The organism is Cytobacillus sp. Hz8, from assembly GCF_042263505.1.
Classification (GTDB): domain Bacteria; phylum Bacillota; class Bacilli; order Bacillales; family Cytobacillaceae; genus Bacillus_BE.
The window spans coordinates 1-21,505 of the sequence record NZ_JBHKFI010000001.1; the positions used below are offsets into that span (position 1 = coordinate 1).

Here is a 21,505-nt window from a genome sequence, read left to right on the forward strand (position 1 = left end):
CTCAAGATGAGATTTCCCATAGCGCAAGCTAGTAAGATCCCTGAAAGATGATCAGGTAGATAGGTTTGAGGTGGAAGCGTGGCGACACGTGGAGCTGACAAATACTAATCGATCGAGGACTTAACCAAATAGATTACATGGATTTCTTTCTTCTTCTTGAACATTATCTAGTTTTGAGAGAACAAACTCTCAAGTGAATACAAGTCTGGTGGCGATAGCGAGAAGGTCACACCCGTTCCCATACCGAACACGGAAGTTAAGCTTCTCAGCGCCGATGGTAGTTGGGGGCTCTCCCCCTGTGAGAGTAGGACGCCCGCCAGGCTAAAATTGGCCCCTTGGTCAAGCGGTTAAGACACCGCCCTTTCACGGCGGTAACACGGGTTCGAATCCCGTAGGGGTCACCATTTAAAGGAAGGCATGCTAAAAGCGCGACGTCCTGTCGCAACGCATGCACTAGCACGTCCTGTGCGTTGGAGGATTAGCTCAGCTGGGAGAGCATCTGCCTTACAAGCAGAGGGTCGGCGGTTCGAGCCCGTCATCCTCCACCATATAAAATATTGTTAATGTTTTTGTATTCAGATGCCGGTGTAGCTCAACTGGTAGAGCAACTGAATCGTAATCAGTAGGTTGGGGGTTCAAGTCCTCTCGCCGGCACCATATCAAATTATTTTTTAAGAGCCATTAGCTCAGTAGGTAGAGCATCTGACTTTTAATCAGAGGGTCGAAGGTTCGAGTCCTTCATGGCTCACCATTATACATTTCAAATACGCGGGTGTGGCGGAATTGGCAGACGCACCAGACTTAGGATCTGGCGCCGCAAGGCGTGGGGGTTCGACTCCCTTCACCCGCACCATTAAGCGCGCGGAAGTAGTTCAGTGGTAGAACATCACCTTGCCAAGGTGGGGGTCGCGGGTTCGAACCCCGTCTTCCGCTCCAGTTTTTAAATGATTAATTTAACTAAAATTTGCGCCCATAGCTCAATTGGATAGAGCGTCTGACTACGGATCAGAAGGTTGCGGGTTCGACTCCTACTGGGCGCGCCATTAAAAAAATATTTTTTTAGAAAATCTTTATTATTGGGGGCTTAGCTCAGCTGGGAGAGCGCCTGCTTTGCACGCAGGAGGTCAGCGGTTCGATCCCGCTAGTCTCCACCATTCATTATATTAATAAATATGGCGGCGTAGCTCAGCTGGCTAGAGCGTACGGTTCATACCCGTGAGGTCGGGGGTTCGATCCCCTCTGCCGCTACTATTATTATATATATTTGGAGGAATACCCAAGTCTGGCTGAAGGGATCGGTCTTGAAAACCGACAGGCGGGTTAAACCGCGCGGGGGTTCGAATCCCTCTTCCTCCGCCATCATATAATTTAACAATGCTTAATGGCTCAGTAGCTCCAGTCGGTAGAGCACGACCGAGTAAGCTGCGAAGCAAAGGCATCAGCACACAAAACGAAAGGCTTCTTGAATAAACTTCCTGAGTTTTGGGTGAAGGACGAAGTGGAATTAACTGTAGGTGAATATTTTTATATGGCTCAGTAGCTCAGTCGGTAGAGCAAAGGACTGAAAATCCTTGTGTCGGCGGTTCGATTCCGTCCTGAGCCATCTTTTTTATTTGGAGGGGTAGCGAAGTGGCTAAACGCGGCGGACTGTAAATCCGCTCCCTTGGGTTCGGCGGTTCGAATCCGTCCCCCTCCACCACTATTTGCTTCTGACTATGAGAGTTGGAAAATAATGGCGGTCGTGGCGAAGTGGTTAACGCATCGGATTGTGGCTCCGACACTCGTGGGTTCGATTCCCATCGATCGCCCCATTATATTTAAGAGCGAAAATCCTAATAGAATTGTCACTGTTCTGCGGGTGTAGTTTAGTGGTAAAACCACAGCCTTCCAAGCTGTTGTCGTGGGTTCGATTCCCATCACCCGCTTTCCATATGGGCCTATAGCTCAGCTGGTTAGAGCGCACGCCTGATAAGCGTGAGGTCGATGGTTCAAGTCCATTTAGGCCCATTTTCTTTTAGAAATACTTTGCTTTTTAGAAAATGATTATGTATAATTGTTTTTTGTGATATTTTGAAAGAGTATTCCGCAGTAGCTCAGTGGTAGAGCAACGAGCATCTCTCCAATGAATATACTTCGAGTTGTACTCATCGAGCCGCTACTTGGATAAGCTTCCTGAGATGAGGACATTCGGCAAAGCTTTCCGAGTTTTAGGAACGAAAACTTATTATTCCGCAGTAGCTCAGTGGTAGAGCATTCGGCTGTTAACCGAACGGTCGTAGGTTCGAATCCTACCTGCGGAGCCATTTTATTAAAAAGATAAAACCAAGCTTTCGTTATTTTTGATTAGCTTGTTTTTTTGATTTAATTAAATTCCTCGATATTCTTGAATACTTTGACTAATTCTTCCTGTGCCATAGCAATGAGTACAGGTTTTTTTAATTATAAGATATTTTTTTATATAACCTACTCCATTACACTTATAGCATAATCCAATTATTTTCATTGTTATTCATCTCCTCCAAAACAAACTCATTAACAGTATGAATTAGAAAAGGAATTATTATACAAAAAATAGAAAAGGATCAAATGAATGTTTTAGGCCAAAAGACTTTAATATTCTCCAAAAATCGACAAAAAGCAGGAATATTCTTCGATTATAAAAAGGATTTTGGCCCTCTAATCTCGAAATTTAATGAATAAGGAATTCCAACCTAAAATCCTTATTATTTCATTCTTTGATGTTGTCATTGTTCCAGATTGCGTATGAAAAGTTCATTATCTGTTAGGAGTTGAGCATCTATGGAGAATAATTTAAAAGTGATTATCTGTGATGATTCCATGCTAATTCGGAAAAAGTTTATTGGCCTCTTAGAAAAATGTAAGTGTAAAGAGATTTTAGAAGCAGTTAATGGTCAAGTAGTGATTGAATTAGTTAAGGAACATCGTCCGGATCTTGTTTTCTTGGATATTGTTATGCCTGATAAGGATGGAATGGAAGCCTTGAAGGAAATTATGGAATTTGATTCAAATATCAAGGTTGTGATGGCCTCATCAGCCGGAACAAAGGATCACTTAAAGAGATCTTTACAGCTTGGAGCATATGATTTTATACAGAAGCCAGTCTCTCTCGATGCTGTTGCAAGCATCATTGAAAAGATATTAAAAGAAAGAGAGGAGACTGCACATGTTTAGTCAATATTTTGGTCATTATCTATTAAACAGTGGATTAATAACAGCCGAGCAGCTTAAAGAAGCTTTAGAGAAGCAAGGGACCACTCATGTCAAAATTGGTGTCATGGCTGTTGATGAAGGTTATATGACTGCCTCGCAGGTTGAAGAGGTTCATGAAAAGCAAAGACAAATGGATAAACGCTTTGGCGAGATCGCAGTTGAATTGGGGTATTTGACGGATGAACAAGTAAATCAAATGCTATCTGCGCAAAAGCAGGATCATTTATTATTAGCTCAGGCACTTGTTGATCAAGGTTTCATGACTATTGAACAATATTCGAGTGCACTTTCTGATTATAAAGTCAAACACAGTTTAACAGATGATAAATTTGAAGCAATCAAAAGTGGGGATATTGAAGCACTGGTTGAGAATTCTATTAATATAATGGATTTAGGAAATAAGGACTATATTATTCAATACATCTCCTTGTTTGCTAAAAATATAATTCGTTTTATAGATAATCAAGTTTACTTAGAAGTGCATGGATTAGATCAACCATTTAATTATGATTGGGTTGTTCATCAAGATATAGTAGGAGAAAAGACTCTTTATACTGCAATAGCGGCTAATGAAGATGTATTTCTTGAAATTGCTTCTGCATATGCAGAAGAACAATTAACTGAAATAGATGAGCTGGCAAAGGCATCCGTCAGTGAGTTTTTGAATTTACATAATGGTATCTTCCTTGTCAATATGTCGAATCAAGGATGTGAGTTAGAAATGAAGCCGCAACAGGTGACTCATCATTCAGAGATTCAAGGTGAAGCAACGAGTTATATTCTAAAAGTGCAAACAACAAAGGGAACTTTTTCTTTGCTTCTTTCCCAAAATCTTGAGAAAATCCATATTCATTCAATAGATGATTCTCAAGCTTTCGCTTAAATCCATAGGAAATGTGAAAATCGAGTTGTTTTAAAAGCGTTGTTGAATTTATTTCAGCAACGCTTTTCTTTTTTTCTTAAATCACATGAAAGGTACTCATTCAATGGGAAAAATAGCGGTAAAAATAATTGGGGATTTTTTGTTGATTTTTGCATGACGTTGTAGCATAATTTGAATATGAACATATACTCATATAGAACTGTTATAAAAGACAATGATGATTTAAAGGATAAAGTATGAGAGGGAAAGGAGAGAATTAAGATGGGTCATGATCATAATCACGAACATCATCATCATAGTCCTGTAAATTATGGGTTTGCATTTGGATTTGGGATTATATTAAATATTTTATTTATTATTGTTGAAGTGGTCTATGGTATCGTAGGAGATTCTTTAGCATTGCTGGCTGATGCTGGTCATAATTTAAGTGATGTATTAGGATTATTAATTGCATGGATTGCTGTATGGTTAGGAAAGAAAGCTCCCACTTCAAAGCGGACATATGGATTTAAGAAGAGTTCTATCCTAGCCGCATTATTTAATGCTGTTTTTCTACTAGTAGCTATTGGGGCAATAGCTTGGGAAGCCATTCAAAGGTTTTCATCTCCTTCTCCGGTTGAAGGAGGAATCATTATATCCGTAGCTTTGGTTGGTATCGTCATTAATTCGATTACCGCTTTGTTATTTATGAAAGGGAGTAAAGATGATCTAAATATTCGAGGCGCCTTTTTACATATGGTTGCCGACGCAGTCGTTTCATTGGGAGTTGTGATTTCAGGTTTTATTGTACTCTGGACAGGGTGGAATTGGATGGATCCTTTAATGAGCTTAGTCATTGTGATTGTGATATTTATTGGAACGTGGGGATTATTACGTGAATCCATTAATTTATCTTTAGACGCTGTTCCAAATGGTATTGATGTTAATCAAATTCAGCAGTACCTGAAAGATATCCCTACTGTGGTAGACGTTCATGATTTACATGTTTGGGGAATGAGTACGACGGAGCCGGCTTTAACGGTCCATCTTATTCGTTCAGACATTACTGATAATGATGTTCTCCTTCAAAAAATAAGTATGGAGCTACATGATCGTTTTGGAATTGAACATACCACAATCCAAATTGAGAAGGGGACTTATGATTGCTTACAGGCTCCGATCGGTTCAATTTAAACTAAAATAGATTTAATTATAAAGTGAAACTTCCATCAGTGGGGGTTTTCGACGCACAGGACGTGAAGTGTGCAGACTTATGTGTTGACGTCGCGCTTTTAGTCTGCCATTCATCCCCCACTTGATGGTTAGCCACGCAGAGCCTGATTGATTTTTCTAAGGGCTGAAGCCCAAAGAAAAATCTTATTTCACTTATCACGCTCAAGGGACGCCACATCCTGTGGCTTCGCCTGACTAGGACCTTAATCCCTCGTCGGACCTTTATGGACAGTTGATCTCCCACTTATCTTCTTCGTATTCTCAGAATCTTGAAGGGGAGTCAAAATGTCCGTTAAGAGTGGGATAAAATAGACCACAGCAATTTTATATCCTGTGGTCTATTTATTATTTATTTCTTAATGTTGGTTTGAAGACTGCGGCGTTGGAGCAATCCCATCAAGAATTTTTTTCATTTCCTCGTGAAATTGATTGTGGTCAATATCTAGATCATCTACGATATCATGTAGAGATTGACCTTGTTTTTTCAATTTGACAATCTCTTCTAAATCTTTGCCACTCAGTTTAGAAATGGCAGCACCGGCAACAAGGAATCGAAGTGAGATGTCATCCTTGATGTAAGCCTGAAATTGCTCAGGTTGCTTATTTGTATATTTAGCTAATGATTGAACAATAGCTTCTTTGTTTTTTACAAAAAATTGGCAGTTCATTTGTCTCATTCTCTTAAATTCTTCTAAATTGACCCCGAAATGCTTTGCAGTAACATCCCATGATTTTTTATTTTTTTTATAAAAGGACAAAACATCCTCAATCTCTTTATTGGCCTTTTTGGCAATATGTAATGCGATAAATATGTCTTTTTTGGTGTAGCCTTCTTCCATGAGGTCCTCTACTGTATCAGGATCGATGAGCTGCATATGATGATGTTGGTGCTGGCCAGTATTGGCATCTCCTTCAGGATTTATGGTTTCTTTTGCGGCCTGGCTGCTATTGGCTAAGCAGAAAAAGCAAAGGGTAAATAAACTTGCTATTAAAAATTTCTTCTTCATGAATGTCTCTCCTTTTAAAAGATGTTGTACAATTGATAGCATTTCCAAAAAATGTGAAAAATAATGACCAAATGAAGAAGTTTTATGAAAAATAAAAAAGCTGACGAGAAAGTCAGCTTTTTTAAGAAAGTGCTTCAGATTTTGTAAATGGTACTTGTTGAACGGTCTGTTCCATTTCTTGATTTTGGGAAACCTCGATATACTTAATATGATGTTCTTCCATTTCAACAATTTTGAACGTGTATTGATTAAAGTAAATAGTGTCGCCTTCTTTAACTTCATAGTTTTCTGTCAAAATCCAGCCGCCAATTGTATCCACATCTTCATCATCAATATTAAGACCAAGTAAATCATTTACTTCTGTCACTAAAACTTTTGAATCGATGATATAATGATTTTCTTTTATTTTTTGAATCATAGGGACTTCATCGGCATCAAACTCATCGCGTATTTCTCCAACGATTTCTTCAATAATGTCTTCAACTGTGACCAGACCAGAAGTGCCACCATATTCATCCATTAATATGGCCATATGAATTCGTTCCTTTTGCATTTTGACAAGCAAGTCATGGATAGGAATGGAATCAATTACACGAATAATTGGCCTTGTATAGGTTTCAAGAGTTAAGGAAGATAAATGTTTATTCTTAATTAACTCGGTTAAGATTTCTTTAATATTTACCATACCAATAATATGGTCTTTATCGCCATCAATGATTGGGTAACGAGTAAATTTTTCCTCTTGAACAGCTTGCAGAAACGTTTCAATGGTATCATTTTTTGATAAAGAAACCATTTCTGTTCTTGGTACCATAATTTCCTTTGCAATACGATCATCAAAGTCAAAGATTTTGTTAACGTATCGAAACTCTGATTGATTAATTTCACCACTTTTATAACTTTCCGAAAGAATCATGCGCAATTCTTCTTCTGAGTGGGCAATGTCATTTTCAGACGCTGGTTTAAGTCCAAAGATACTTGATGTTAAGCGTGCTGAACCATTTAGTACCCAAATAAATGGGAACATAACCTTATAAAATAAAATTAAAGGTTTTGAGGCAATTAAAGTTATGGTTTCTGCTTTTTGAATTGCTAATGTTTTTGGAGCCAGTTCTCCAACCACTACATGAATAAAGGTAATCAATGAGAAGGCAATCACAAGGGAAATGACACCTGCAATCGCTTCTGGTATATGCATTTGGAGAAATAAGGGTTCGAGAATCTCTTCAACCGTAGGCTCCCCTAACCACCCAATGCCTAATGCCGTAACGGTAATACCAAGTTGGCAGGCGGATAAGTATTCATCCAAGCTAGTGATTACCTTTTTAGCGGCTACCGCACTCTTGTTTCCTTCTTCAATCAACTGATCAATTCTTGTGCTTCTTACTCTAATAATCGCAAATTCAGAAGCTACAAAAAATGCGGTTAAAGCAATCAAAATGGCAATGATAACCAAGTTTAATATGTCCAAATAAATTTCCTTATCTCGCAATTAAACGAGTAAGGAGTCACCTCCTGATTTTTTCCAAAATAAATTTTGCTAGCTAGAAATTTTCAATAAAGATTTTAATAAAGCAGCACCCTCAGAAGATAACTTTTGCTTTTGCTCATCATCCAATTTTTCAAGGATAGGGACGAGAACGGAAATATCATTTTCTAGCTGTTTCATCTGTTGGGTGACAGTCCTAATTTGTTTTTCCATTTGCCCTTTATGAAGATTTGAAGCTTTCTTTAATTCTAGTTTTCTCTTAATCTCATCAAGTGGAATATGCATTTTTTTGCATTCACTAATAAAATATAAGTCAACTAATGCATCTTCAGAGTAGATTCGATAATTTGCCTCGGAACGGTCAGGAATTAAAAGACCGAGACTGGTATAATAATCGATTGTTCTCTTGGATACATTTGCCCTATTTGCTAGTTCGCCGATACGATAGACAGCCCCATCATACCACCTCAACTTATCATAAAAAATTTGTATCAATTCATTTTGTGTAATAATTTTATACAAAATGATTCGTCTTCCTTCGATAAATCACTATATTTTTAAGAAAAATATGCGTATTGGAAGTTATATTTCATTATACAGGATATCAAACCGTACAGTCAAACGTGATCGTTTTTATTTGGTAGAAGTTGTAAAATAGGAAGTTCGTTTGCGGCTAATATTCTTAGTCTGAGCTTCTGTTCGTTCATTGAGTAATTTTCTATATTTTATGTAAAAAAATACCTTATATGAATTATTATGCTTTAAATAATTAGAAATTTCAAATAATTCATGCCGCAAAAAAGCTGCAGGGAAGTGTGCAGCTCATTTTTTAAAATTAATCAGCATGATTTTCAATTAATTGTTCTTGTTTCTCCTTTTTTGCAGGATTCTTTTTCACTTCTATATACATGATGTGGTGTCCTTCAATTTCTTTGACAATAAAATTGTATCCTTCAGCCTCGATGATTTCACCTTGAAGGAGGTCAAATTTCTGCGTTAATAACCAACCGCCAATTGTGTCAACTTCCTCATCATCAAGATTGGTACCTAATAGATCATTTACTTCTGAAATTAATACCTTTGCATCTAAGATGTAGTGATCTTGGCTAATCTTTTGGATAAGCGGTAATTCATCGGTATCAAATTCATCACGTATTTCCCCAACAATTTCCTCTAAAATATCTTCAACGGTGACTAGCCCTGCAGTGCCGCCGTATTCGTCAGATAATATCGCCATATGGGCACGGTCTCTTTGTAGCATAACGAGTAAGTCGTGAATCGGAATGGATTCTATGACATGAAGGACTGGTTTAATATAGTTTTTCAATGGGTGCTCGTCTACGCATTTATTTTGAATGCAATCGGTGAGAATTTCTTTAATATTAATTATTCCGATAATATTATCTTTATCGCCATCGGTTACTGGATAGCGTGTGTATTTTTCCTCTTGAACCATTGCTAGAATTTCACTCATAGTTGCATCAACCGATAGACTAATCATTTCGGTCCGAGGTACCATAATTTCCTTTGCAATACGGTCATCAAATTCAAAGATTTTATTCACGTATTTATATTCATAAGGGTTGATTTCTCCACTTTTCACGCTTTCTGAGAGGATAATTCTTAGTTCTTCCTCTGAGTGGGCAATCTCATTCTCTGAAGCTGGTTTTAAACCAAATAAACTTGTGATAAATCGGGAAGAATGGTTTAGAATCCAAATAAAAGGGAACATGATTTTGCTAAAAACAATCAGTGGTTTTGCAAAATGGAGTGTAATCCATTCAGCCTTTTGAATCGCAAAGGTTTTAGGTGACAATTCTCCAATTACTACATTTAAAAAGGTTATAATCGAAAAGGCAATAATAAAAGATAATACTTGACTAATTGATGGTTGAAGATGAATTTTCTCGAATAACGGATCAAGAAGATCCTGCACTGTTGGCTCTCCAAGCCATCCAAGACCTAATGATGCAATAGTTATGCCCAATTGACAAGCTGATAAATAGGCATCTAAGTTTGACGTTACTTTCTTGGCCGCTTGAGCTTGTATGTTTCCTTCACCAATCAGTTGATCAATCCTTGTGGTGCGTACTTTGACGATAGCGAATTCAGATGCAACAAAAAAAGAAGTAAAAGCAATTAATAAGATAAGTAGTATAACGTTAAATAAAGCCATTATTTTGTCCTTACAACAAGTAAGGGATTCACCCCCTGAAGAATACGGTTATATGTACTTTTCCCTTATTATTTAATTTTACAATTATAAACAAAAGCTGACAAATTGTTTTATGCCTAAATCATGACATTAAGGGGAATTTAGCGAATCACTTTCGGGATAAGGGGTAGTAGATGAATGGAAATGGATAACTATTTATTTCTTCCATTCATGAGCGAGCATGCTATAAACAATGAGATTATGGAATCGATTATTCAATCTCTCTCCTTCTCTAAGGATTCCTTCTCTAATAAAACCGATTTTTTCAGGAATCGCACGGCTCTTCCAATTATGCTCCCCACAACTTATTTCAATGCGATGGAGCTTTAATTCATGAAAGGTATAATGGATGAGGGCAAAGGTACTTCTAACCATAATGCCATTTCCTTGAAAACCCTCTCCAAGGAAATAACCAATACTAGTTTGGTAATTAAACCAATCGATATGGTTTAGACTAATGCAGCCAACTAGAATATTTTTGTAACGAATCCCCAGATTTAAGCTGCTATACTCTGCAAATTGCTGGAGCCAATGATGGATAATTTGTTTATAATGCTCTGGAGATGAAATGCTGTCTACCCATGGAAGCCATTTGCGTAAATGCTGTCGATTGGAGTCTACGAGGTAAAACAACTCTTCTGCATGGTGAGGCTGCAGTAACTGAAGTTCAATATCGTGATCAACTCTTAATGTAAACACATAAACACAATCCTCTCAAAAACTGTATTTGTGTTTATGTATATGGAACCGAATGAATTGAGTTGACAAAAATTTAGGCATTTTCTTTAATCTGATAGGGTTCAATATGGATAAATGCCCTGCTGACTTTGTGTTCCTTTAATAGACGCTCTTCAATTTTTTCTGTAATCGCATGGCTTTCCACAACATTAAGTGTAGGATTGACGGTAATGGTTGCTTCAATTAATATTTGACTGCCATGCATTCTTCCTTTTAATTCTGTAATTTTGATAACCCCTGGTGTTGATGCAATGGTTTCATGAATACTTGATAATAAATTCGTGTCAAAGCCATCGGAAAGGGAGTAAGAAGATTCCTTGAAGATGTCCCAACCTGTTTTACAAATGAGAAGACCAACAATGACAGCAATGAGAATATCAAGCCAATCAATTCCCCAGTTAGTTCCCATAATTCCTATAAAAGCTCCCATGCTTACAAATGCATCTGAACGGTTATCGTAGGCAACGGCTTTTAAAGAAGCACTATTTATTTTTTTGGATAGCTTAAGGTTATAGTGAGATACACTGTACATGATGATGGCACAGCCTAATGCAGTAAAGCCAGCAAGCCAATCTGGGTTGGTAACACTAGATTTGAAAAATGTCTGGATCCCGTTAATGATAACTTGAATTCCAACAGTAAACATTATAAACGCTGCAATTAAGGAAGAAATCGTCTCCGCACGAGAATGACCGTATAAATGGTTGTGATCGGGTGGTTTTCTAGAAATTTTTAAACCAATTAAAATGGCGATGGAGGAAAGAATATCAGTTGAATTATTCAATCCATCTGCCCATAGTCCTTCTGAATCTCCAATCTTTCCAATTGTTAGTTTAAGAATAGATAATAAGATGTATGTGAATAGGCTTAACCATACTCCTTTATCAGCTTGAATTGATTTCTGCACTCTGTTCATAAATGAAACCCCCAATATCTTGTCCACCCATTTAAACCTTATCAAATCAAGGTTGTGTGAGTCTACAGCAAAATTGTCGCATAGAGGAAGTACTATTTCCTTTAGGTAATTTTTTTGGATAAAGGAAAAATAATGAAGCTATGAGGTATGTCACGGCAAATCTTAATAATTTGTGAATAATAAAGGAGAATCATTCTCAATTAGTTGTATTTTAGGTATAATTGGTTTTGTAAAGATAGTGAAAGAAAAATCCAATCTAATGTCGGGTGAGATTTATGTTAAGTCAATTGAAAAAAGGTGTAAAAGCGAGAATCAAAAATATATCAGAAATAGATGCATTGGTTCGCAGAAGATTATTAGACCTAGGGATTACGGAAGGTTCTGAGGTTTGTGTAAAATGCGCAATGCCCTTTGGAGGTCCTTTTATGATTGAATCCTATGGACAATGTATTGGAATTAGAAGAAAAGAAGCGAGCCGAATTGAGGTGGAAAAATTGTGATGGAAATAGCACTACTGGGGAATCCGAACACAGGGAAAACATCACTGTTTAACAATCTAACAGGTTCTTATGAATATGTCGGAAACTGGAGTGGTGTGACAGTTGAGAAAAAGGTTGGTGTTTTTAAAAATAAACAAGATTACTTGATTGATTTACCGGGAATATACTCATTAAATCCTCTATCAAGGGATGAAGGAGTTGTGACAAACTTTTTTCTCACTGAATCCTTTGATAAATTATTAAATATTATTGATGCCTCTCAGCTTGAGCGAAATCTGCATTTGACCATTCAATTGCTCGAGTACGGAAAACCAGTAGTAATTGGCTTAAATATGGTGGATGTTGCAAAAAATCGTGGCATACAGGTGAGTCCAGAGGAGCTATCTAAGGCTCTCGGCGTACCTGTTTCAGCAGTTGTTGCAAGAAATGGAAAGGGTTGTGACAAACTTTCAGATTTAATTGTTAAGGAACAAACGAGCAATCCTAAAGTCAACTTAATCGATTACGGCAGAGAGATTGAACAAGCTATTGATAAGCTCACTGAACTTTTACAAGGCAAAACAGAGCATTCCACTAGATGGTTAGCTCTTCAGTTTTTAGAGGGGAATCAATATGTCAAAAGATATTTAAGTCAGTTAATTGATCCAGATTTACTTGCAGATTTAGTCCAAGCAGTTGAGCAATCTGTTAAAAAGGCATATGGAGTCAAATCTTTAGATCAATATATATATCAAAAAAGAAAAGAATTTATCAGTCGCATTGTCTTTGCAGCCACTGAAAGAAAAGCAAAAAAGGTTGTTCCTTTATCTGAGAGAATTGATGCAATTGTAACAAATAAAATTATAGGAATTCCTATTTTTTTAGGGTTAATGTATGTCATGTTTGAGTTAACGTTTGATTGGCTTGGATTTCCATTATCGGATGCATTAGATGGTTTTATCTCGGGTCCGTTAACTTCAGGAATAGAAAGTGTATTAGCCCATTTAGGCGCCTCTACATTTATCCATGACTTAATTATTGATGGAATTGTTGCAGGGGTAGGCGGGGTTATAGTCTTTGTACCGCAGATTATAATTTTATTCTTCTTTATCTCTGTGTTAGAGGATTCGGGTTATATGGCACGGGTTGCGCTTGTGATGGACCGAATTATGGAGTCAGTTGGACTTAATGGAAAAGCATTCATCCCTATGATCATTGGCTTTGGCTGTAATGTCCCTGGAGTTATGGCAGCGAGAACGATTGAAACACCGAAAGAAAGATTGTTAACGATATTGCTAACCCCATTAATGTCCTGTTCTGCACGGTTACCGGTATACGCACTGTTTGTCGGAGCCTTTTTTGATGGCTACAAGGCTTTGATTGTTTTATCGCTTTATGTGCTTGGAGTAGTCGTTGCATTGCTGTTAGCCAAAATTTTCTCTTCCACTATTTTAAAGGGAGAAACATCCTTATTTGTTATTGAACTTCCTCCATATCGATTGCCACAGGCACAAGCTTTATGGAGAAGTACTTGGGATAAAGGAAAAGGATTTCTTCGCAAGGCGGGAACATTTATTTTTGCCGGATCTGCTTTTATTTGGTTATTAACTTATGCGGGACCAAGCGGTTTGAATGTTCCAATGGATAAAAGCTTTTTAGCTGTTATTGGTGGGATTGTCGCTCCGATTTTAGGCCCAATCGGTTTTGGAACATGGCAAGCAGGTTCTTCATTAATCACTGGTTTCTTAGCGAAAGAAGTCATTATTTCAACGATGAATATAATATATTTTGTACCTGACCAAGCAAGTCTTCAAGGAATTATGGCGAATTTCTATACGCCACTTTCCGCTTTTAGTTTTATGGCATTTATCCTATTATATATTCCTTGTTTAGCAACTGTGGCTACCATCTATAAAGAAACTGGGTCAAAAAAGTGGACATTCTTTTCAATGGGATATGCACTATGTATAGCTTACTTTATTGCCCTAATCATATATCAAGGTGGAAAACTTCTAGGGTTTTCTTAAAAATAAGAGGTGTGAGAACATGATTATTAATATACTAATTGGCTGTGCTATATTCGGATACGCCGGATGGGCATTGTTTAAATTTATCAAACGTTCAAAGCAAGGAAAATGTGCTGCTTGTTCAGTAAAGGACTCATGTAATCGTTGTGAGCCTGTAAAAAAATAGACAATTTGAGGAGACTCCTCAAAGGTGGTTATTCACTTTGTTGATGTTTTGGCAAGCAAGGAAAAATGTCACAAAAAATTCACTTATTTGGCATAAAACTTTCGAATTTTGTCCAAAGAAAATGGTCGGATTGTGATAATTTAAAAATAATCATTGTTTTTCAAGGGGGAGAAGCAAACATGGATCAGTTTACTATTACTTTAGCTATTGCAAGCATCATGGTGCTTGGATATTATATCGGATGTGCAATTGCTGGTAAGTCACAATCATAAAAATTCTTTTGCTGCTTGTCTTTAGTCAAGCAGCTTTTTTTTAACCATTGAAGGGGCTGACAATATGTCAGCCCCAAGCCATTTTCATATATAGTTATTTAATCTAAAAGCAATAAATTATTTAAAGCTTCCACCAAGTGATTGTTCAGCCATTTGAACTAAACGTTTTGTAATTTCTCCACCAACAGATCCATTTGCACGAGATGTAGTATCTGCTCCAAGATTTACTCCGAATTCGCTAGCAATTTCATACTTCATTTGATCTATTGCTTGAGATACTCCTGGTACTAATAATTGGTTTGAAGAATTGTTGTTTGCCATGTTGATGAGCACTCTCCTTCATTAGTTTTGTGGACTATTTTGGAATTGAACCAAATTGATTTAGAAAATCAAGCAACAAGCATAGTCCTTGTTAAAATGGGGCTGTGGTTGGGTTAGCCGGGCTTGCACCGGCAAGGTAACGATTGACCTTCCACTTGGAGTAACCCAATGCAGTTTGTTAAGTAAAGTTTGTTTATGTAATCATTATTATGGTGGATTTTTGAGAGTTTATTCGTGAAAATGTGCGAGGTAAATATTACCTTATGAAAACAATTAAATTTCGCTGTACATAGAGTTTGAAATAAGACATAAACTAATGGATGTACTTAATATAAAGGTTTATGGAGAGGTTATTTGCATGGGAATTTGTCCTGTATGTAATGGATTTCAGCAGATAAAGGAATACTGCCCAGCTTGTGGTTCTATATTAGAGGATTCCGGAAGAATCATGGATTTTTATGATGATTATAGCCCTTATATGCCTATTGATCAGTTGAAATTAGAAGATGGTTACCCAAGAGATTATGTTCAAAAGGAATGCCCGCATTCTTTAACATGTCCGTCTTGTGAATACAATAGGGTCATATTTATAAAAGAATAAAGGAAAAGGAATCCCCAAATGAATGGAGATTCCTTTTAACTATTCATTGATATTTATTTAATTCTTTTTTCTGTTTGAGAATCAAAGAAATGGCACTTGTTCATGTCAATTGCTAATTCAATTTTTACTCCATGTCTGATATCTGAACGAGAATCAATACGTGCAACGAAATTATGTCCTTCAAGGCTTGAATAGATCATCGTTTCTGCACCTGTTAACTCAGAAACCTCGACCGTTACATTAATTTTTGATCCGTGTGACGCGTCGATGAAAACCGGTTCATCATGAATATCTTCTGGACGAATTCCAAAGGTAACTTCTTTTCCAATATAACCTTGATCACGTAATGCGATCATTTTTCCTTCTGGAATGGCAATCGTTGTGTTACCAATAATAAATTTCCCATCTTGGACAGTGCCTTTAAAGAAGTTCATAGCTGGTGAACCTATAAAACCACCAACAAATACATTTTCTGGATTTTCATACACATCTTTAGGTGAGCCAACTTGTTGAATGACACCATCCTTCATAACGACAATTCTGGTAGCCATCGTCATCGCTTCTGTTTGGTCATGGGTTACATAGATGGTTGTTGTTTGAAGTCGATGATGGAGCTTAGCGATTTCAGCACGCATTTGTACACGAAGCTTGGCATCAAGATTAGATAAAGGTTCGTCCATTAAGAATACTTTTGCATCACGTACAATGGCACGTCCTAAAGCTACACGTTGACGTTGGCCCCCTGATAGCGCTTTCGGTTTGCGGTTTAAATATTCTTCTAATCCAAGAATTTGAGCTGCCTCTTTTACACGACGGTCAATTTCTTTTTTATCAAATTTTCGAAGTTTTAATCCAAATGCCATATTATCATATACAGTCATATGAGGATATAAAGCATAGTTTTGGAATACCATTGCAATATCGCGATCTTTTGGTGCGACATCGTTCACACGTTTTCCATCAATATAAAAATCTCCTTTAGAGATTTCTTCTAATCCCGCAATCATACGTAAGGTTGTTGATTTCCCACAACCAGAAGGTCCAACAAATACAATAAATTCCTTGTCAGCGATATTAAGATTAAAGTCTTCAACAGCAGTAACCTTATTATCATAAATTTTGTAAATATGATCTAGTTTTAATTCAGCCATTGTAGCTACCTCCTAAGATTTGCATTGTTGTTGATTGATTCCATCATATCCGATATTTCAGAATTTTGTTAGGTAAAAGATGCACAAAAATGGCAGCTTCCTTGTTGTGCAGTTTGCCTTAATTCGTTGATTGCTCAAATGCAAGACAGGCAAAATAAACGGTTACAGCACTATTGAAGTCTTTTAAATGGATTCCAGTTCTTTCTGAGAATTTATCAAGTCTGTATTGCAATGTATTCCGGTGTATATAGAGCTTTTTGGCTGTCATCGATGCATTCATATTATTTTCTAAAAAGATTTTGATTGTTACAAATAAATCTGGGCCATCCTTGAAAATTTCCGCAATATTTGCAAACAATACATGATGCAAATCCTCTGGAATATGGGAAGTGAGAATTTGAGGAAAAATCTTTTCAAAGGTAAAGACTCGTTCCTGAGGAGAGAGTGTAAGTGCATAATTAAAAAAGGCTCGTTCTTTTAGAAAAACATTGGAAAACTTTTTGGAACATAAGGAATTCTTTCCAACGTAAAGAAATACATTTATAAATAAGTCTGTTTCTATTGTTTTACTGATAGAAAATAATTCTTCCTCATTTAGCTGGTCTTTTTGCTCCTTATCAATGATGTACATTCGATTTTTATTTTCCCAAAAAATAATGATATCATCGGAAAAGAAGCCTTTAAGGGCGCTTTCTGTATTTTCGTTATCGATTTCTTTTCCGCTAAATTGTAATTGGAGGACACGATAACGATGTCCCTTGGAAACAGCAGGAACTTCTCCATGTTTGAATAAGAATTCAAACCATCCTGTGTCTTTATGGCTCTTGGGGATGGATTCATGGAAAACAAGAAAAGATTTTAAGAGAGCAAATTCCTTGCTGTCTATATCTTGGGAAGGAATACCCAACCAGACTTCATGGTTCTGATTTTCACAAAACCATAAATAGCTTTCAGAGAATAGAATAGAGGATTTATGATCCATTAAAATCGAATTGGGATATAGTTGTTGAATTTTTGTTAGCATAGTCAAAACTCCAATAATTAAATTTATATGTATCATTATAACAATTTCCTCCTTCTAACAAGAAAGAAAACTATTTTTGCCTTCCTGATTTCTAGTGTTCATCCAAAATGAAAGAGAAGGTATCTTCCCTTCTCTTAGGTCGAATTTAATCAAATTTTGATAGATGAAAAAATAGGCGTCTAAGCTTTTCAAGTCTGTTTGCTTCGATATCCATTTCATCAAAGCTCATCGGTTTTGAATTCACTTCATAGAGTACATATTTTCCTTCTGGGGTGAGCCCCGCATCGATGGAAAATTCACCAAAAAAACCGAGTTTTTCAGATAAATATGTCCCCAGTTCTTTCACGATGAATTCGATAAACTCGTCATGTTCCTTTGTTTTAAGCTGCTCATAAGGAATCATTTCCCCACCATTAGGAATATGGGTCGTAATTTCCTGCAATTTTGATTTTCGAATTCCGATGCCAGTTACTAAATACTTTCCATTGTCATAGTGAGCTAAAATTCGAAAATCAAAGCGGTGATTATCAATTTTGGAGGAAACAGCTTCTTCTTGCACTAAATAGGACTCTCCTGTTAAGGTCTCGTGCATTTCAGACCAAAAGACGGAAAAGTTTTCGTATGGGATTTCTTTTTTTATGCTTTCTAAATGAATTATCCCATCATCTAGTAAAGATAATTTATATATGCCCTTCCCCTTTGCAGAAAGCGTTGGCTTTAAGTAAACATTCTTATATTTTTGTAGGAAGGAATTGAGACGTTGCTCATCTTCAACTGCCTCTGTAAAGGGTAGGTATTGTTTGAGATTGGGATGCTCCTTTAATAGGAGATATAATTCATATTTGTCGATAAAACCAGGATTGAAGAAAGGAATATTTTTAACCTGAAGTATTCGTGTTGCTTGAAAAAAGGATTTGGTTTTTTCAATTTTTCGAAAAGGCACGCGATTGTATACTAAATGGGGAAGGGGGGTTTCAACCTTGATCCATTGGTTTCGCTCAGGAAGAAATAAAAAACCTTTTATCCCTTTACTGTTTATATTTTCAGGTGTAAAAACAATGGAAATTCCACCAAACTCCATTAATTTTTTTTGGAGATTACGAAAGAGTGTTCCATTTCCCGCAACTGAATAATTCTCTTTTCTGCTTGTCATAATACCGATTAAAGGACCTAAATTCCCTTTTTTCTCATTTAATTGAATAGAAAGAAGCTGCTTTTTATAGGCATCTGCCCTTTCTAAAGGGAGTGAACTTTTGCCAAGGGTGAGCCTTTGTTTTTCTTGATGTTTCCATTTTTTATTTCGCCCATCATAAAAAATGTTCATTTCAAAATTTCCTCTGGTTGTTCAATTGCTTTTTTCGTCAAAAAAACAGCAAAGGCTAGGGATAGCTTTCTTGTTAAGTATTCAAATTTTTTTAAATGAGGATGCTTAAATATGGACCTCCCAGGTTTTGAATTTGCCTCAAATAACCAGATCTTTCCTGTGTTATCTATTCCTAAATCAAAACCAATTTCACCAATAATTCCTTCTATTTGTTGTTCTAATGATTTGCTTAGCTGTAAGGCTGCTTCCGAAAATTTTTGGATAATCTCCTCTTTTTCATCGATTTGCGGAAAAATTTCATCAATTAATTTAATCGTTCCTCCGTTATTAATATGGGTGGTAACACTCCCGACCCCTGCTAATTTCGCAGCGATTGCTGTAACTTGCCAGTTTCCCTGGTCATCTTTATTCGTGTGTACTCGAAAGTCAAGTAAACGATTTTCTATGCGAATGAGGTTAATACCCTGCTGTACGAGAAAATTTGAAAGATTTTGCTTTTGGAAAACGTAATTAAATAATGATTCCAGGCTTCTGAATTTGAGTAATTTATTTTGATGCTCCTTGTTTCGATAGCGAATATAATAGTGTCCCTCTTCTTTATCAAAGACGATTTGATGGACTCCAAGTCCGAGACTGCCATGAATGGGTTTAATAAAGACATGACCATAGTCAGATAGCATTCGCTCAATCATAGATAGGGAAGTGAATGGGAAGGTTTCAGGTAAGTAATGGGCCACATTTTTATCTGAAACCAATCGCTCATAAATATCGAGCTTATTGAAAAACCCAGGATTGTACCAAGGAATTAAATATTGTGCTTGTAATTTTTCTTTAACCTTTTTTACGTGAGGATTTTGTTCACTTCTGCGATTTGGCAGGCGGTCATAGATGACATTTGGAAAGGGAACTTCAAGTTTCTTCCATTCGTCTTGCATATGAAAGAGCCCTTGTATGGTACCTTGTTCCCAATTGATATGCTGCTCTCCGAAAACAAAAACAAGAGCTCCAATCGGCTTATCAACCGAAAGTAATTTGGAAAAGAAGGCAGATCGCTCTCCGATTGGACGTATTTCATAAGGGGTAAATCCGGAAGTGAAGATTCCGACAAGTGGACCGATATATAAGATTTTTTCTTGAACAAAGACGTGCAGTGGACCACTGTCCATCGGAATCTTTAAGGCCTTAGCCAGTCCATGACTGATTGTGAGTGTATTCTCTCCATCTATTTTGGCGGGTGAAAATTTCGCTTCAAGTGAAAGGGTCCCAAACGCTATTTTTGTAAATTCATTTTTCGCAAATTCATGAGGGAGATAGATGATTGGTTCTTCACCATTGATGATATTAATTCGATATTTTTTCGTCATTTAATCGTTTCTCCTTTCCCGTTTCCTTCCATTTGATTTAGTGCTTTTGCATAATAGAGAGGTGCGGTATAAAGTCTTTCTTCAATCCCAGGGATCGTATCTAATAAGGCCTTTCTTCCGGGTTTTGAGTTGATATCTAGGATCCATAAGGCTCCATCACTAGATAAGCCGATATCGACCCCAATTTCAAAGAGCGGAGAAAAGGTTTTCTCTAATTGATGAGAGAGGCTCGTTAATAAATCATCTAATTCATCTAATAGATAGGATTTTGTTCGATCGGGCTGTTGGCTAAACCATTTCTCAAACTCAAGCGATGATGCTCCTTGCTGAAGGTTAGAAACAAGGCTTCCAGCTTTTCCTTGTCGAATGGCTTTTCCTGCAATTTTCCACTCTTCTTGATTATTTTTTTGCAGAAGGATGCGAAGATCAAATGGTTGCCCTTCCTTATTAGTAAGCGGGAGATAAGGTTGCATTAAAAATTGGTTATGGACCAAAAGGCGGTCTATCCAACGAGATAGTTGATATTCATCTAAAAAGAGATGTGAGAGCTGTTTTTCTCCTTTGTTGGTTTTAACAAGGACTCCTGTGTTTGTTTTTTGAAAATAATAAATATTGAATCCTCCAGATCCTGAGCTCGGTTTGATTAAAATTTTTGGTGTTTTTTTTAGAGATTCTAAAAGGTGGACTGCAGATTGGAACGCTTCTGTTTTGATTAAATAGGGGGCCAGTTTGGATTGCGTTAATTCAGTAAAAATTTTTAACTTATCCGGTAGACCATAGCCTAAAAATGTGATATCCTTTCGGGTTTTTAACCAATTAACGATGGATCTGCACTGGGTGGAGTGAGTATCTTCAATGTAAAAGCATCGGTCATATAAATATTCAGGAATGGTAAATTCATCGGAAATCCATTTTTTTTGCTGATAGTCAAATCTTTCTCCCATTACTTTCTCAGTCAATGGATGGATTTTGGATGGGATGAATCGAAAACAGGAAATATCAAATTTTTCCGCCCGTCTTGCAATTTCCGTGAAGTATTGTGATTCACTTGTTAAGCTCAATGCCATGAACCCTAATGAGAGCAT

Annotated in this window: 19 protein-coding genes, 16 tRNA genes and 2 rRNA genes; 25 read left to right on the top strand and 12 right to left on the bottom strand. The window is 36.9% G+C overall.

The window, feature by feature from the left end:
* The 21 genes from ACE38V_RS00005 to ACE38V_RS00105 all read left to right on the top strand — a co-directional run.
* Nucleotides 1-128 (top strand): 23S ribosomal RNA (locus ACE38V_RS00005); the annotation flags it as partial.
* Between the two features lie 76 nt (nucleotides 129-204).
* A 5S ribosomal RNA gene (gene rrf, locus ACE38V_RS00010) occupies nucleotides 205-322 on the top strand.
* A gap of 7 nt (nucleotides 323-329) precedes the next feature.
* Nucleotides 330-404, top strand: a tRNA-Glu gene (locus ACE38V_RS00015).
* A 68-nt stretch (nucleotides 405-472) separates the two neighbouring features.
* Nucleotides 473-548 (top strand) — tRNA-Val (locus ACE38V_RS00020).
* Between the two features lie 33 nt (nucleotides 549-581).
* A tRNA-Thr gene (locus ACE38V_RS00025) sits at nucleotides 582-657 on the top strand.
* A gap of 18 nt (nucleotides 658-675) precedes the next feature.
* A tRNA-Lys gene (locus ACE38V_RS00030) sits at nucleotides 676-751 on the top strand.
* 17 nt (nucleotides 752-768) lie between these two features.
* A tRNA-Leu gene (locus ACE38V_RS00035) sits at nucleotides 769-853 on the top strand.
* A gap of 8 nt (nucleotides 854-861) precedes the next feature.
* Nucleotides 862-936: transfer RNA gene (locus ACE38V_RS00040), tRNA-Gly, on the top strand.
* A gap of 30 nt (nucleotides 937-966) precedes the next feature.
* A tRNA-Arg gene (locus ACE38V_RS00045) sits at nucleotides 967-1,043 on the top strand.
* A 35-nt stretch (nucleotides 1,044-1,078) separates the two neighbouring features.
* A tRNA-Ala gene (locus ACE38V_RS00050) sits at nucleotides 1,079-1,154 on the top strand.
* Nucleotides 1,155-1,174: 20 nt separating this feature from the next.
* Nucleotides 1,175-1,248: transfer RNA gene (locus tag ACE38V_RS00055), tRNA-Met, on the top strand.
* A gap of 18 nt (nucleotides 1,249-1,266) precedes the next feature.
* Nucleotides 1,267-1,359 (top strand) — tRNA-Ser (locus tag ACE38V_RS00060).
* Nucleotides 1,360-1,530: 171 nt separating this feature from the next.
* A tRNA-Phe gene (locus ACE38V_RS00065) sits at nucleotides 1,531-1,603 on the top strand.
* Between the two features lie 12 nt (nucleotides 1,604-1,615).
* Nucleotides 1,616-1,699: transfer RNA gene (locus ACE38V_RS00070), tRNA-Tyr, on the top strand.
* Between the two features lie 36 nt (nucleotides 1,700-1,735).
* Nucleotides 1,736-1,811: transfer RNA gene (locus ACE38V_RS00075), tRNA-His, on the top strand.
* A 43-nt stretch (nucleotides 1,812-1,854) separates the two neighbouring features.
* Nucleotides 1,855-1,925, top strand: a tRNA-Gly gene (locus ACE38V_RS00080).
* A gap of 8 nt (nucleotides 1,926-1,933) precedes the next feature.
* Nucleotides 1,934-2,007, top strand: a tRNA-Ile gene (locus ACE38V_RS00085).
* Between the two features lie 221 nt (nucleotides 2,008-2,228).
* Nucleotides 2,229-2,303, top strand: a tRNA-Asn gene (locus ACE38V_RS00090).
* Nucleotides 2,304-2,799: 496 nt separating this feature from the next.
* Nucleotides 2,800-3,192, top strand: a complete 393-nt coding sequence (locus tag ACE38V_RS00095) for a response regulator (RefSeq protein ID WP_375839080.1) — start codon at nucleotides 2,800-2,802, stop codon at nucleotides 3,190-3,192.
* Entirely contained in the window at nucleotides 3,185-4,114 is a 930-nt protein-coding gene (locus ACE38V_RS00100) for a cyclic di-GMP-binding domain-containing protein, MshE-related (protein ID WP_375839081.1), read from the top strand. Before ACE38V_RS00095 ends, ACE38V_RS00100 begins: the two co-directional genes overlap by 8 nt.
* A gap of 261 nt (nucleotides 4,115-4,375) precedes the next feature.
* Nucleotides 4,376-5,287 (top strand): cation diffusion facilitator family transporter, encoded by a 912-nt coding sequence (locus ACE38V_RS00105; RefSeq protein WP_375839082.1) that lies wholly within the window; start codon nucleotides 4,376-4,378, stop codon nucleotides 5,285-5,287.
* Nucleotides 5,288-5,682: 395 nt separating this feature from the next.
* Here ACE38V_RS00105 and ACE38V_RS00110 read toward each other — a convergent pair whose 3' ends face one another.
* The 6 genes from ACE38V_RS00110 to ACE38V_RS00135 form a co-directional block, all read right to left on the bottom strand.
* Nucleotides 5,683-6,333 carry a hypothetical protein gene (locus tag ACE38V_RS00110; protein ID WP_375839083.1) on the bottom strand — a complete coding sequence of 217 codons (651 nt, stop codon included), beginning with the start codon at nucleotides 6,331-6,333 and terminating at the stop codon, nucleotides 5,683-5,685.
* 121 nt (nucleotides 6,334-6,454) lie between these two features.
* Nucleotides 6,455-7,804, bottom strand: a complete 1,350-nt coding sequence (locus tag ACE38V_RS00115) for a hemolysin family protein (RefSeq protein ID WP_375839084.1) — start codon at nucleotides 7,802-7,804, stop codon at nucleotides 6,455-6,457.
* Between the two features lie 69 nt (nucleotides 7,805-7,873).
* Nucleotides 7,874-8,344, bottom strand: coding sequence for a MerR family transcriptional regulator (locus ACE38V_RS00120; RefSeq protein WP_375839085.1), 471 nt, complete (start codon nucleotides 8,342-8,344; stop codon nucleotides 7,874-7,876).
* A gap of 313 nt (nucleotides 8,345-8,657) precedes the next feature.
* On the bottom strand, nucleotides 8,658-9,998 hold the full coding sequence (locus ACE38V_RS00125) for a hemolysin family protein (protein WP_375839086.1): 1,341 nt from the start codon (nucleotides 9,996-9,998) through the stop codon (nucleotides 8,658-8,660).
* Between the two features lie 195 nt (nucleotides 9,999-10,193).
* A complete protein-coding gene (locus ACE38V_RS00130; RefSeq protein ID WP_375839088.1) occupies nucleotides 10,194-10,736 on the bottom strand; it encodes a GNAT family N-acetyltransferase in 543 nt (180 codons plus the stop codon).
* A 73-nt stretch (nucleotides 10,737-10,809) separates the two neighbouring features.
* Entirely contained in the window at nucleotides 10,810-11,691 is an 882-nt protein-coding gene (locus ACE38V_RS00135; RefSeq protein ID WP_375839090.1) for a cation diffusion facilitator family transporter, read from the bottom strand.
* Nucleotides 11,692-11,966: 275 nt separating this feature from the next.
* Between ACE38V_RS00135 and ACE38V_RS00140 the strand changes: the two genes are divergently transcribed.
* The 3 genes from ACE38V_RS00140 to ACE38V_RS00150 are packed head-to-tail and all read left to right on the top strand — an operon-like array spanning nucleotide 11,967 to nucleotide 14,363.
* The gene (locus ACE38V_RS00140) at nucleotides 11,967-12,191 is read left to right on the top strand and encodes a FeoA family protein (protein ID WP_375839091.1); all 225 of its coding nucleotides are present in this window, start codon (nucleotides 11,967-11,969) and stop codon (nucleotides 12,189-12,191) included.
* Nucleotides 12,191-14,197, top strand: a complete 2,007-nt coding sequence (gene feoB / locus ACE38V_RS00145) for a ferrous iron transport protein B (RefSeq protein WP_375839640.1) — start codon at nucleotides 12,191-12,193, stop codon at nucleotides 14,195-14,197. The genes ACE38V_RS00140 and feoB overlap by 1 nt, the downstream gene beginning before the upstream one ends.
* A 19-nt stretch (nucleotides 14,198-14,216) precedes the next feature.
* Nucleotides 14,217-14,363 (top strand): FeoB-associated Cys-rich membrane protein, encoded by a 147-nt coding sequence (locus ACE38V_RS00150; RefSeq protein WP_375839092.1) that lies wholly within the window; start codon nucleotides 14,217-14,219, stop codon nucleotides 14,361-14,363.
* Nucleotides 14,364-14,752: 389 nt separating this feature from the next.
* Here the strand turns inward: ACE38V_RS00150 and ACE38V_RS00155 are convergent, their stop codons facing one another.
* On the bottom strand, nucleotides 14,753-14,956 hold the full coding sequence (locus ACE38V_RS00155; RefSeq protein WP_375839093.1) for an alpha/beta-type small acid-soluble spore protein: 204 nt from the start codon (nucleotides 14,954-14,956) through the stop codon (nucleotides 14,753-14,755).
* Between the two features lie 358 nt (nucleotides 14,957-15,314).
* On the opposite strand from ACE38V_RS00155, the gene ACE38V_RS00160 reads away from it, so the two are divergent.
* Nucleotides 15,315-15,557, top strand: coding sequence for a hypothetical protein (locus ACE38V_RS00160; RefSeq protein WP_375839094.1), 243 nt, complete (start codon nucleotides 15,315-15,317; stop codon nucleotides 15,555-15,557).
* Between the two features lie 53 nt (nucleotides 15,558-15,610).
* Here the strand turns inward: ACE38V_RS00160 and ACE38V_RS00165 are convergent, their stop codons facing one another.
* From ACE38V_RS00165 to ACE38V_RS00185, 5 genes are all read right to left on the bottom strand, one after another.
* On the bottom strand, nucleotides 15,611-16,708 hold the full coding sequence (locus tag ACE38V_RS00165; protein ID WP_375839095.1) for an ABC transporter ATP-binding protein: 1,098 nt from the start codon (nucleotides 16,706-16,708) through the stop codon (nucleotides 15,611-15,613).
* Nucleotides 16,709-16,826: 118 nt separating this feature from the next.
* A complete protein-coding gene (locus tag ACE38V_RS00170; RefSeq protein WP_375839096.1) occupies nucleotides 16,827-17,768 on the bottom strand; it encodes a PucR family transcriptional regulator in 942 nt (313 codons plus the stop codon).
* Nucleotides 17,769-17,877: 109 nt separating this feature from the next.
* Entirely contained in the window at nucleotides 17,878-19,056 is a 1,179-nt protein-coding gene (locus ACE38V_RS00175) for a YheC/YheD family endospore coat-associated protein (RefSeq protein WP_375839097.1), read from the bottom strand.
* Entirely contained in the window at nucleotides 19,053-20,420 is a 1,368-nt protein-coding gene (locus tag ACE38V_RS00180) for a YheC/YheD family endospore coat-associated protein (protein ID WP_375839098.1), read from the bottom strand. The genes ACE38V_RS00175 and ACE38V_RS00180 overlap by 4 nt, the downstream gene beginning before the upstream one ends.
* Nucleotides 20,417-21,505: a YheC/YheD family endospore coat-associated protein gene (locus ACE38V_RS00185; RefSeq protein WP_375839099.1), complete on the bottom strand. Its 1,089-nt coding sequence runs from the start codon at nucleotides 21,503-21,505 to the stop codon at nucleotides 20,417-20,419. Before ACE38V_RS00185 ends, ACE38V_RS00180 begins: the two co-directional genes overlap by 4 nt.

Coding starts and splice junctions, on each gene's coding strand:
- ACE38V_RS00150 (WP_375839092.1), top strand. CDS start 14,217: ATGATTATTAATATACTAATTGGCTGTGCTATATTCGGATACGCCGGA.
- ACE38V_RS00135 (WP_375839090.1), bottom strand. CDS start 11,691: ATGAACAGAGTGCAGAAATCAATTCAAGCTGATAAAGGAGTATGGTTA.
- ACE38V_RS00140 (WP_375839091.1), top strand. CDS start 11,967: ATGTTAAGTCAATTGAAAAAAGGTGTAAAAGCGAGAATCAAAAATATA.
- ACE38V_RS00095 (WP_375839080.1), top strand. CDS start 2,800: ATGGAGAATAATTTAAAAGTGATTATCTGTGATGATTCCATGCTAATT.
- ACE38V_RS00185 (WP_375839099.1), bottom strand. CDS start 21,505: ATGCTCTCATTAGGGTTCATGGCATTGAGCTTAACAAGTGAATCACAA.
- ACE38V_RS00100 (WP_375839081.1), top strand. CDS start 3,185: ATGTTTAGTCAATATTTTGGTCATTATCTATTAAACAGTGGATTAATA.
- ACE38V_RS00160 (WP_375839094.1), top strand. CDS start 15,315: ATGGGAATTTGTCCTGTATGTAATGGATTTCAGCAGATAAAGGAATAC.
- ACE38V_RS00165 (WP_375839095.1), bottom strand. CDS start 16,708: ATGGCTGAATTAAAACTAGATCATATTTACAAAATTTATGATAATAAG.
- ACE38V_RS00110 (WP_375839083.1), bottom strand. CDS start 6,333: ATGAAGAAGAAATTTTTAATAGCAAGTTTATTTACCCTTTGCTTTTTC.
- ACE38V_RS00170 (WP_375839096.1), bottom strand. CDS start 17,768: ATGATACATATAAATTTAATTATTGGAGTTTTGACTATGCTAACAAAA.
- ACE38V_RS00125 (WP_375839086.1), bottom strand. CDS start 9,998: ATGGCTTTATTTAACGTTATACTACTTATCTTATTAATTGCTTTTACT.
- ACE38V_RS00175 (WP_375839097.1), bottom strand. CDS start 19,056: ATGAACATTTTTTATGATGGGCGAAATAAAAAATGGAAACATCAAGAA.
- feoB (WP_375839640.1), top strand. CDS start 12,191: ATGGAAATAGCACTACTGGGGAATCCGAACACAGGGAAAACATCACTG.
- ACE38V_RS00155 (WP_375839093.1), bottom strand. CDS start 14,956: ATGGCAAACAACAATTCTTCAAACCAATTATTAGTACCAGGAGTATCT.
- ACE38V_RS00180 (WP_375839098.1), bottom strand. CDS start 20,420: ATGACGAAAAAATATCGAATTAATATCATCAATGGTGAAGAACCAATC.
- ACE38V_RS00105 (WP_375839082.1), top strand. CDS start 4,376: ATGGGTCATGATCATAATCACGAACATCATCATCATAGTCCTGTAAAT.